At 39.4% G+C, this 10,182-nt stretch carries 11 protein-coding genes; 9 read left to right on the top strand and 2 right to left on the bottom strand.

All coding sequences use genetic code 11. The features are described from left to right. The first annotated feature begins 16 nt into the window (after window positions 1-16). The 4 genes from atpA to E7C97_RS08150 all read left to right on the top strand — a co-directional run bounded on the left by atpA (window position 17) and on the right by E7C97_RS08150 (window position 4,334). The gene (gene atpA / locus E7C97_RS08165) at window positions 17-1,522 is read left to right on the top strand and encodes a F0F1 ATP synthase subunit alpha (RefSeq protein WP_049503616.1); all 1,506 of its coding nucleotides are present in this window, start codon (window positions 17-19) and stop codon (window positions 1,520-1,522) included. Window positions 1,523-1,537: 15 nt separating this feature from the next. Further along, window positions 1,538-2,416 (top strand): F0F1 ATP synthase subunit gamma, encoded by an 879-nt coding sequence (locus E7C97_RS08160; protein WP_049503618.1) that lies wholly within the window; start codon window positions 1,538-1,540, stop codon window positions 2,414-2,416. Between the two features lie 81 nt (window positions 2,417-2,497). Continuing rightward, on the top strand, window positions 2,498-3,904 hold the full coding sequence (gene atpD, locus E7C97_RS08155; protein WP_000094353.1) for a F0F1 ATP synthase subunit beta: 1,407 nt from the start codon (window positions 2,498-2,500) through the stop codon (window positions 3,902-3,904). Window positions 3,905-3,914: 10 nt separating this feature from the next. Further along, window positions 3,915-4,334, top strand: a complete 420-nt coding sequence (locus E7C97_RS08150) for a F0F1 ATP synthase subunit epsilon (protein WP_049503620.1) — start codon at window positions 3,915-3,917, stop codon at window positions 4,332-4,334. A 42-nt stretch (window positions 4,335-4,376) separates the two neighbouring features. On the opposite strand, the gene E7C97_RS08145 is transcribed toward E7C97_RS08150, so the two are convergent. Next, on the bottom strand, window positions 4,377-5,384 hold the full coding sequence (locus tag E7C97_RS08145) for a lactonase family protein (RefSeq protein ID WP_316108824.1): 1,008 nt from the start codon (window positions 5,382-5,384) through the stop codon (window positions 4,377-4,379). A 209-nt stretch (window positions 5,385-5,593) separates the two neighbouring features. Between E7C97_RS08145 and E7C97_RS08140 the strand changes: the two genes are divergently transcribed. The 5 genes from E7C97_RS08140 (at window position 5,594) to E7C97_RS08120 (ending at window position 10,041) form a co-directional block, all read left to right on the top strand. Then, window positions 5,594-6,757, top strand: coding sequence for an AI-2E family transporter (locus E7C97_RS08140; RefSeq protein ID WP_049503623.1), 1,164 nt, complete (start codon window positions 5,594-5,596; stop codon window positions 6,755-6,757). Further along, the gene (locus E7C97_RS08135) at window positions 6,747-7,976 is read left to right on the top strand and encodes a tetratricopeptide repeat protein (protein WP_316108823.1); all 1,230 of its coding nucleotides are present in this window, start codon (window positions 6,747-6,749) and stop codon (window positions 7,974-7,976) included. The genes E7C97_RS08140 and E7C97_RS08135 overlap by 11 nt, the downstream gene beginning before the upstream one ends. Window positions 7,977-8,158: 182 nt before the next feature. Continuing rightward, window positions 8,159-8,995, top strand: a complete 837-nt coding sequence (locus E7C97_RS08130) for a DegV family protein (RefSeq protein ID WP_061863182.1) — start codon at window positions 8,159-8,161, stop codon at window positions 8,993-8,995. Between the two features lie 106 nt (window positions 8,996-9,101). Beyond that, entirely contained in the window at window positions 9,102-9,377 is a 276-nt protein-coding gene (locus E7C97_RS08125; protein WP_001284633.1) for an HU family DNA-binding protein, read from the top strand. Window positions 9,378-9,720: 343 nt separating this feature from the next. Beyond that, window positions 9,721-10,041: a heavy metal-binding domain-containing protein gene (locus E7C97_RS08120; RefSeq protein ID WP_316108822.1), complete on the top strand. Its 321-nt coding sequence runs from the start codon at window positions 9,721-9,723 to the stop codon at window positions 10,039-10,041. 43 nt (window positions 10,042-10,084) lie between these two features. Here E7C97_RS08120 and rpmE read toward each other — a convergent pair. Further along, window positions 10,085-10,182, bottom strand: a 98-nt coding sequence (gene rpmE / locus E7C97_RS08115; protein WP_316108826.1) for a 50S ribosomal protein L31, incomplete at its 5' end; no start/stop codon positions are given.

The raw sequence follows: 10,182 nt of genomic DNA, 5'->3' as shown, positions 1-10,182 counted from the left end.
AGAAAGTGGTGTTCTTTTGGCAATTAACGCACAAGAAATCAGCGCTTTAATTAAGCAACAAATTGAAAATTTCAAACCCAATTTTGATGTGACTGAAACTGGTGTTGTAACCTACATCGGTGACGGAATTGCGCGTGCTCATGGCCTTGAAAATGCCATGAGTGGAGAGTTGTTGATTTTTGAAAACGGCTCTTATGGTATGGCGCAAAACTTAGAATCAACAGATGTTGGTATTATCATCCTTGGAGACTTTACAGATATCCGCGAAGGCGACACCATTCGTCGTACAGGAAAAATCATGGAAGTTCCAGTTGGTGATAGCTTGATTGGACGTGTCGTGGATCCACTTGGTCGCCCAGTAGATGGGCTTGGTCCAATCGACACAAACAAAACTCGTCCAGTTGAAGCGCCAGCTCCTGGGGTTATGCAACGTAAATCAGTATCACAACCATTGCAAACTGGTTTGAAAGCTATTGATGCCCTTGTTCCAATCGGTCGTGGACAACGTGAGTTGATTATCGGTGACCGTCAAACAGGGAAAACCACCATCGCTATCGATGCAATCTTGAATCAAAAAGGTCAAGATATGATTTGTATCTATGTAGCGATTGGTCAAAAAGAATCAACAGTTCGTACACAAGTAGAAACACTTCGCCAGTACGGAGCCTTGGATTACACAATCGTTGTGACAGCGTCAGCTTCACAACCTTCACCATTGCTTTTCCTTGCACCTTATGCAGGAGTTGCTATGGCTGAAGAATTTATGTACCAAGGTAAGCATGTCTTGATCGTTTATGATGACTTATCTAAACAAGCGGTAGCTTATCGTGAACTTTCTCTCTTGCTTCGTCGTCCACCAGGTCGTGAAGCCTTCCCAGGGGATGTCTTCTACCTTCACAGTCGTCTGCTTGAGCGTTCTGCTAAAGTTTCTGATGAACTTGGTGGTGGATCTATCACAGCTCTTCCATTTATCGAAACACAAGCAGGAGATATCTCAGCCTATATCGCTACAAACGTAATCTCTATTACAGATGGACAAATCTTCTTAAGCGATAGTCTCTTTAATGCTGGTATCCGTCCGGCTATCGATGCAGGTTCTTCTGTATCTCGTGTTGGTGGTTCTGCTCAGATTAAAGCCATGAAGAAGGTTGCTGGTACACTCCGTATCGACCTTGCTTCATACCGTGAGTTGGAAGCCTTCACTAAATTTGGTTCTGACTTGGATGCAGCTACTCAGGCTAAATTGAACCGTGGTCGTCGTACTGTAGAAGTCTTGAAACAACCAGTTCACAAACCATTACCTGTTGAGAAACAAGTTACTATTCTCTATGCTTTGACCCATGGTTTCTTGGATACAATTCCTGTAGACGATATCGTTCGTTTCGAAGAAGAGTTCCATATGTTCTTTGATGCTCAACATCCTGAGATTTTGGAAACCATTCGTGAAACAAAAGACTTGCCAGATGAAGCAGTCTTGGATGCTGCGATTACTGAGTTTCTCAATCAATCTAGCTTCCAATAGGAATAGAGGTGTCAGATGGCAGTATCTCTAAATGATATTAAAACAAAAATCGCCTCAACAAAAAATACTAGTCAAATTACTAACGCGATGCAGATGGTTTCTGCTGCTAAGTTAGGTCGTTCTGAAGAAGCAGCTCGTAACTTCCAAGTTTATGCACAAAAAGTGCGTAAGTTGGTTACAGATATCCTTCACGGAGATGGTGCCGGCGGATCAACAAATCCAATGTTGATTAGCCGCCCAGTCAAAAAAACAGGCTATATCGTCATTACATCTGACCGTGGTCTTGTTGGAGGATATAATTCTTCCATCTTGAAGGCCGTCATGGAAATTCAGAAGGAATACCATCCATCAGGTGATGATTTTGAAGTTATCTGTATCGGTGGTATGGGAGCAGACTTCTTTAAAGCTCGTGGTATTCAGCCAATTTATGAATTGCGTGGTCTAGCCAGTCAACCAAGCTTCGATGAAGTTCGTAAGATTATCTCTAAAACGATTGAAATGTATCAAAATGAACTTTTTGATGAGCTCTATGTTTGCTACAACCACCACGTGAATACATTGACAAGTCAAATGCGTGTAGAACAAATGCTTCCAATCGTGGACTTGGATCCAAATGAAGCAGATGATAACTATAGCTTGACTTTTGACCTTGAAACAAGTCGTGAAGAAATCTTGGATCAATTGCTGCCACAGTTTGCAGAAAGTATGATTTATGGTGCTATTATTGATGCCAAGACAGCTGAAAATGCTGCTGGTATGACAGCCATGCAAACAGCGACTGATAATGCCAAAAAAGTGATTAATGATTTGACAATCCAGTATAACCGTGCCAGACAGGCGGCGATTACACAAGAAATCACAGAAATTGTGGCAGGAGCTAGTGCTTTAGAATAAAGCCATCCTGCTCATATCAATGAACTTAGGACCTAGCGAAACTAGGAACCGATAGTATCTTATATAGAATAGGAGAAGGAGATGAGTTCAGGTAAAATTGCTCAGGTTATCGGACCCGTTGTAGACGTATTGTTTGCAGCTGGAGAAAAACTACCTGAGATTAACAATGCACTTGTCGTCTACAAAAATGACGAAAAGAAAACAAAAATCGTCCTTGAAGTAGCCTTAGAGTTGGGGGATGGTATGATTCGTACCATCGCCATGGAATCAACAGATGGTTTGACTCGTGGAATGGAAGTATTGGACACAGGTCGTCCAATCTCTGTACCAGTAGGTAAAGAAACCTTGGGACGTGTCTTCAACGTTTTGGGAGATACCATTGACTTGGAAGCTCCTTTTGGTGAAGATGCAGAGCGCCAGCCAATTCATAAAAAAGCACCTACTTTTGATGAGTTGTCTACCTCTTCAGAAATCCTCGAAACAGGGATTAAGGTTATCGACCTTCTTGCACCTTATCTTAAAGGTGGTAAGGTTGGACTCTTTGGTGGTGCCGGAGTTGGTAAGACTGTCTTGATTCAAGAATTGATTCATAACATTGCCCAAGAACACGGTGGTATTTCAGTATTTACTGGTGTTGGGGAACGTACTCGTGAAGGGAACGACTTATATTGGGAAATGAAGGAATCAGGCGTTATCGAGAAAACAGCCATGGTATTTGGTCAGATGAATGAACCACCAGGAGCACGTATGCGTGTTGCCCTTACTGGTTTGACAATCGCTGAATACTTCCGTGATGTAGAAGGCCAAGACGTTCTTCTCTTCATTGACAACATCTTCCGTTTCACACAAGCTGGTTCAGAAGTATCTGCCCTTTTGGGTCGTATGCCATCAGCCGTTGGTTACCAACCAACCCTCGCAACAGAAATGGGTCAATTGCAAGAACGTATCACTTCAACTAAGAAAGGTTCTGTAACCTCTATCCAGGCTATCTACGTGCCAGCGGATGACTATACTGACCCAGCGCCAGCAACAGCCTTCGCTCACTTGGATTCAACTACCAACTTGGAACGTAAATTGGTTCAATTGGGTATCTACCCAGCCGTTGACCCACTTGCTTCAAGTTCACGTGCCTTGGCACCTGAAATCGTTGGAGAAGAACACTACGCAGTTGCGGCTGAGGTCAAACGTGTTCTTCAACGTTACCATGAGTTGCAAGATATCATCGCCATCCTTGGTATGGATGAACTTTCTGATGAAGAAAAGACTTTGGTTGCTCGTGCCCGTCGTATTCAGTTCTTCCTTTCACAAAACTTCAACGTTGCGGAACAATTTACTGGTCAACCAGGTTCTTATGTTCCAGTAGCGGAAACAGTTCGTGGATTTAAGGAAATTCTCGACGGTAAACACGATCATCTCCCAGAAGATGCCTTCCGTGGAGTAGGTTCAATCGAAGATGTTATCGCTAAGGCTGAAAAAATGGGATTTTAAGAGGTGATCTATGGCTCAGTTAACTGTCCAGATCGTGACACCAGATGGCCTCGTCTATGATCACCATGCCAGCTTTGTATCGGTTCGAACTCTGGATGGTGAGATGGGGATCTTGCCACGACATCAAAATATGATTGCGGTATTAGCAGTTGATGAAGTTAAAGTCAAACGTATTGATGATGATTCTCATGTCAACTGGATAGCAGTAAACGGAGGAATCATTGAGATTGCTAATGATGTCATTACCATTATTGCAGACTCAGCTGAGCGTGCTCGTGATATCGATATTAGCCGTGCAGAACGTGCCAAACTTCGTGCAGAACGTGAAATCGAAGAAGCGCAAGACAAACACTTGATTGACCAAGAGCGTCGTGCTAAGATTGCATTACAACGTGCTATTAACCGAATCAATGTCGGAAATAAATTATAAAAAAATGAACTTGATTTGAGAATCAAGTTCATTTTTTTATGTTTAAAATGTGACGCAAACCGCTTCGGGAACGTGGAAATCATTGGAAAGTTCTGCAAGACGACCAGTATCTGAATTACGTTTAAAGACAGTTGCATTATCAGAATCCTGGTGAACGGCGATGAGGAATTCTTGATCTGGTGAGAGGATAAAGTCTCGAGGAGTTTTCCCGTTTGTAGGAACGAATTCCAACAATTCTAAACTACCATCAGCTAGAATAGTGTAAACTACAATAGAATCATGACCACGGTTTGATGCGTACAGGTATTTTCCATCTTGTGAGAGACGAATAGCAGCAGTTCCATTAAAGCCATTAAATCCTTCAGGAAGAGTAGAAATAACTTGCATTTTTTCAAATGCACCAACACCATCATAAATCAATACTTCAATTGTACTATTGAGTTCACAGATGAGATAAGCAATCTTGTAGTGGTTGTGAAAAACAAGGTGACGTGCACCAGCACCAGGACTACAATTGTAGGTAGTTAGCTTATTTAGTTTTCCTTCTGGATTGACATCATAGGTAGTAACCTCATCAGTACCTAAGTCGCAAGTGACTAAATACTGATCTGGTGTTAAATCTGTAAAGTGTACATGTGGAGAAGCTTGATTTTCATGAGGACCATGACCGCTATGCTGAACTGTATCAGCCAATTCTAGACTACCATCTTCTTTACGTTTATAGACCAAAACTTGTCCCTTGTGATAGTTAGCACCATATACTAGGCCACGTTTCTCATCAACTGCAACATAACAGTGAGGAGCGCCTTCTGTCACAACATGGTTTAGCAAAGTACCATCAGTTTGATAGGCAGCAATTCCACCTTGACCATCTTTGCTACCGACAGTGTAGAGGTGATTTTCTTGATCAAATACAAGATAGGTAGGACTTGGCTCAGTAGCAAATAGTTTAAGATTGGATAGTTTCCCAGTTTCTGTATCAAAATCAGCTTGATAAATCCCTTGGGATAAACGACGTGTGTAAGTTCCGAAATAAATTGTTTCAATCATAGCTATACCTCTAAATAAAGATGTTTCTATTATATCATAAATTGGGAGACCTGAAGAAAATAGTGAAAAAAGTATGAAACATCTAAGTATAAAATTAGTAAAATGCAAGGTCGCTTTGTTAAAGTTCTCAATCGTCACCTCAACACTTTAAAAACAGTTTATTCCCTATAAAAATGGTATAATGAAAGGACAAAGGAAAGGAAGTAGATATGGAACAAAAAGAGAAACATTTTAATTTATCTTGGTTTTTTAAATGGTTTTTAGATAATAAGGCTGTTACAGTTTTTTTGGTAGCCTTGTTACTAGGTTTGAATATTTTTATTTTAAGTAAGATTAGTTTTTTATTTATCCCTGTCGTTGATTTTTTATCAGTGGTTATGTTGCCTGTTATTTTATCAGGATTACTTTTTTATCTCTTAAATCCACTGGTGGATTTGATGGAGAAGTATAAGATAAATCGTGTCTTAGCCATTAGTATTATTTTTGTCATTATTGCCATACTCTTGATTATTGGTCTGGCTGTTGCGATTCCAAATCTTCAACGTCAAGTAGTTATTTTTGCGCAAAATGTACCAAATTATCTCGAAGATGCTGACAGAGTTATTGATGATCTTGTAACTAAGCGTTTGCCAGATGACTTTAGACCTCAACTGGAACAGGTTCTGGCTCAGTTTTCAACACAAGCAACTGCTTGGGCAAGTAATATATCTTCTAAGGCTGTGAACTGGGTGAGTGCTCTTATCAGTGGAACGTCTCAAGTCATTGTCGCTCTAATTATCATGCCCTTTATGCTCTTTTATCTCCTTAGAGATGGAAAAGGTTTGAGAGATCATATCACTCAATTCTTACCAAATAAATTGAGAGAACCAGTAGGTAAGGTTCTAACGGATGTGAACCAACAACTTTCTAACTATGTTAGAGGACAAATTACTGTTGCTATTATCGTGGCAATTATGTTTATCATCTTCTTTAAAATTATTGGTTTGAGATATGCGGTGACTCTTGGTATTACTGCTGGGGTCTTAAATCTTATCCCTTATCTTGGAAGTTTCCTTGCTATGATACCAGCTCTGGTCTTAGGGTTAATTGCTGGACCAGTTATGCTCTTGAAAGTTATTATCGTTTTTATCGTAGAGCAGACAATTGAAGGTCGTTTTGTGTCTCCATTGATTTTAGGTAGTCAACTAAACATCCATCCAATCACGATTCTATTCGTTTTGTTGACGTCTGGTTCTATGTTTGGTGTTTGGGGAGTCCTATTGGGAATTCCTGTTTATGCTTCAGCCAAAGTTGTTATTTCAGCTATTTTTGAATGGTATAAAAAAGTTAGTGGTCTGTATGAGTTAGAAGAGGAGGTTGAAGGTGAGCAATAGTCAAGAAATGCTTGAAGCTTTGGATCAGCAAGATTTAACAAGAGCTGATCACTATTTTCAAAAAGCATTGGTAGAAGACTCTGATGATCTTCTTCTGGAACTGGCTTATTATCTAGAAGGTATTGGTTTTTATCCACAAGCTCGTCAAATCTATGAAAAACTAGCTCCAATATTTCCAGAAGTAAATCTCAATCTAGCTAGTATCGCAAGTGAAGACGGACAAATTGAAGAAGCATTTGCCTATCTAGAAGAAATTCAACCCAATAGCGATTCTTATGTATCTGCTCTTGTTTTAAAGGCTGATTTCTATCAAATGGAAGGATTGACGGATGTAGCTCGTGAGAAACTCTTAGAAGCTCTTAATTACTCTGATGATCCTTTATTGATTTTTGGGCTAGCAGAGTTAGATAGTGAACTTGGAAATGATTTAGAAGCGATTAAGGGCTATGCTCAACTGGATAATCGTGAAATATATGAGCAGACAGGGATTTCGACCTATCAACGAATTGGTACTGCCTATGCTCGACTTGGAAAGTTTGAATCAGCCATAGAGTTTTTAGAAAAAGCTTTAGAGTTAGAGTATGAAGATCAGACTGCATTTGAATTAGCAAGTCTTTACTTTGATCAAGAGGAATATCAAAAGGCAGTTTTATATTTTAAACAGCTGGATACTATTTCTCCAGATTTTGAAGGGTATGAATATGGTTACAGTCAGGCTCTACATAAGGAACACCAGACTGAGCAAGCCTTACTGATTGCTCAACAAGGTTTGGAAAAAAATCCTTTCGAGACACGTTTACTACTCCTTGCTTCACAATTATCTTACGAATTGCATCAACCTGAGCAGGCGGAAGCTTATCTTCTTCAAGCTCAAGAAGATGCGGAAGACCAAGAAGAAATCCTCTTGCGACTAGCAACCATGTATCAGGAGCAAGAAAGGTATGAGGATATTCTAGCCTTAGAAGTATATGAGCCAGAAAATCTCTTGACTAAGTGGATGATTGCACGGAGTTACCAAGAAACTGAAGATTTGGATGCTGCCTATGAATCTTATCAGGCATTGGTTCCAGAACTCAAGGAAAATCCTGAGTTTTTAGAGCAATACATTCATCTATTACGCGAACTTGGAAGGTTTGAAGAAGCAAAAGAACAGATTCAACACTATCTCAAGTTGGTTCCTGATGACATACAGATGCAGGAATTGTATGAACGTTTATGATAAATGAACATTAGTCGTCTTAGCAGGCGACTATTTTTATAAAATTAAAGATTTAAAAATATATAATTTCCATCATAAAAATGAATAGATACAGTATGAATTTTTAGCTTTTTTTTGATATAATTGTTATAGTTAAATTGAAAAAACTCACTCAAAAAGTGAAACATAGAAAGATTTGAATTATGACACAAGTAAAAATCGTAACAGATTCTTCTGTTACCATTGAACCAGAAGTGGTCAAAGAATTAAATATTACCGTCGTTCCGCTCTCTGTAATGATTGATAGTGTTCTTTATTCGGATGCTGATCTTGAAGAAGGGGAATTTCTTCGCTTGATGAAAGAGAGTAAAAATCTGCCTAAAACAAGTCAACCTCCTGTTGGACTCTTTGCTGAGATTTTTGATGAGTTGAGTAAAGACGGTAGTCAAATTTTAGCCATTCATATGTCTCATGCCTTATCAGGAACTGTCGAAGCAGCTCGTCAGGGTGCAAGTTTGTCAACAGCTAATGTGACTGTATTGGATAGTTCCTTTACAGATCAAGCCCTAAAATTTCAAGTAGTTGAAGCAGCTAAGTTAGCTCAAGAAGGACAAGACATTGAGACAATTGTGGCTCATGTTGAAGAAGTAAAGAAGAACACAGAGCTCTATATTGGTGTTTCTACCTTGGAAAACCTTGTTAAAGGTGGTCGTATTGGCCGAGTGACAGGTCTTTTAAGCTCTCTATTAAATATCCGCGTAGTCATGCAGATGAAAGATGATGAATTGCAACCAATCGTTAAAGGACGTGGAGCTAAAACTTTTAAAAAATGGTTAGATGAGCTAGTTGCAAAACTGTCAGAGCGTTCTGTTGCCGAAATTGGTATCTCCTATTCTGGAACTAGAGACTGGGCAGAAGAGATGAAAGAAATCCTACAACCATTCGTTGAAAAACCAATCTCTGTACTTGAAACAGGTTCGATTATTCAGACACATACAGGTGAAAATGCTTGGGCTATTTTAGTCAGATATGAGTCCTAAAAAAATAAAGAAAATAGCAAGAAATAGCGTTTTTGACTTGACCTACAAGAGAATTTAGGATATGATTGTAATTGTTAATTAGAAAATATTTGGAGGAATTATTAACATGGCAAACAAACAAGATTTGATCGCTAAAGTAGCAGAAGCTACAGAATTGACAAAGAAAGACTCAGCAGCAGCAGTTGATGCTGTATTTGCAGCAGTAGCTGATTACCTTGCAGCTGGTGAAAAAGTTCAATTGATTGGTTTTGGTAATTTCGAAGTTCGTGAGCGTGCAGCACGTAAAGGTCGCAACCCACAAACTGGTAAAGAAATCACTATCGCAGCTTCAAAAGTTCCAGCATTCAAAGCTGGTAAAGCTCTTAAAGACGCTGTTAAATAATGAATTTAGAAAAAGCCTATTGTATCAAGCTTTCTAGCTTGGTCGATAGGCTTTTTTTGTAGTTTTGGGGCAAAAAGGGGGTAGAAGAGAACAGTTGCTTTTATGCCAGTTATGAATCCCAAGCTATACCCATTGGTAAGATTGATGAAGCTGAGAAAGCTATCTCAAGTTAGGCTTGCAAAGAAAAGATTTAGGCCACCATCCATACAATTGGCACTAAATGGATAGCAAACAAGGATGGTGAGAAGAGTTTCCTTTCAAGTATTGAGCCCCTTATAGTATTTCTTGACAGAGTTAGTGAAAGGGTTTACAATTATATAAAAGAAGTTAGGAGGAAAGGAAGATGATTATTTCAACTATGGGAATTGAAGGGAAAAAAATCCTAGCCTACAAAGGAATTGTCTTTGGTGAAGTAGTTGCTGGAGTTAATATGTTCAAAGATATGGCTGCTGGCTTCCGTAATGTTTTTGGAGGTCGAGCGAGTAGTTATGAAGGTGAATTGACTCAAGCAAGAGAAGAAGCTATAGCAGAAATGATGGAGCGTGCAAGTGAACGTGGAGCAAATGCTATTATAGGTATAAAAATGGACTATGAAACTTTAGGTGCTGAAAATGGTATGCTGATGGTCACTTGTAGTGGAACAGCAGTAGTCGTTGACTCCTGATTTGAAGAAACAAAAAAGAACAGTCGAAACTGTTCTTTTATGATTATTTGAGACCGTATTTTTTGTTGAAACGATCCACGCGTCCATCTGCTTGAGTGAACTTTTGACGTCCAGTGTAGAATGGGTGTGAGTCTGATGAAA

It is taken from the genome of Streptococcus sp., assembly GCF_032481935.1.
Taxonomy (GTDB): Bacteria; Bacillota; Bacilli; order Lactobacillales; family Streptococcaceae; genus Streptococcus.
Note: the sequence above shows the minus strand (reverse complement) of the source record. Positions and strands in the feature narration are given on the sequence as shown.